This window comes from Micromonospora sp. DT227, assembly GCF_049841835.1.
Lineage (GTDB): Bacteria > Actinomycetota > Actinomycetes > Mycobacteriales > Micromonosporaceae > Micromonospora.
Map to the genome: position 1 here is coordinate 1 of NZ_JBNCLA010000049.1, position 665 is coordinate 665.

At 70.2% G+C, this 665-nt stretch carries 1 protein-coding gene; it reads left to right on the top strand.

What is annotated here, in order from left to right:
• Positions 1–665, top strand: a 665-nt coding sequence (locus ACLQ2W_RS33830) for an SDR family NAD(P)-dependent oxidoreductase (RefSeq protein ID WP_425791960.1), incomplete at both ends; no start/stop codon positions are given.

Below are 665 nucleotides of genomic sequence, written 5' to 3' on the forward strand. Positions count from 1 at the left end.
CACGGCAGCGAACTGGGCAGGATCCTCACGGCGGTGCTGGACAGCGGCGAACCGGAGATCGCGGTACGCGCCGGTGACCTGTATGCCCGCCGGTTGACCCGAGCCGATACCGGCCGGCTGCCCCTGCCAGGCCCTGACGGTTTGTCGGCGGGGTTGGATTCGGCTGGCACGGTGGTGGTCACTGGTGGGACCGGGGTGTTGGGTGGGTTGGTGGCCCGGCATATGGTCACCGCACATGGGGTCAGGCATCTGTTGTTGCTGTCCCGGCGGGGTCCGGCTGCGGCCGGGGCGGCGGAGCTGGTCGGTGAGCTGACTGAGCTTGGCGCACGGGTGCAGGTGGCCGCGTGTGACGTCGCCGACCGCGACGCTCTGGCCGATGCCCTGGCGGCGGTGCCGGCCGGGCATCCGGTGGTCGGGGTGGTGCACACCGCCGGAGTCCTCGACGACGGGGTGATCGAGGCGTTGACGCCGCGGCGGCTGGACACCGTGCTGCGGGCCAAGGCCGACGCGGCGTGGTGGTTGCACGAGCTGACCCAGGATATGGATCTTGCGATGTTCGTGGTGTATTCCTCGGCAGCGGCCACACTTGGATCACCAGGACAAGGAAACTACGCCGCCGCGAACGCGGTCCTGGACGCCTTGGCACTGCGGCGGCAGAGCGAGGG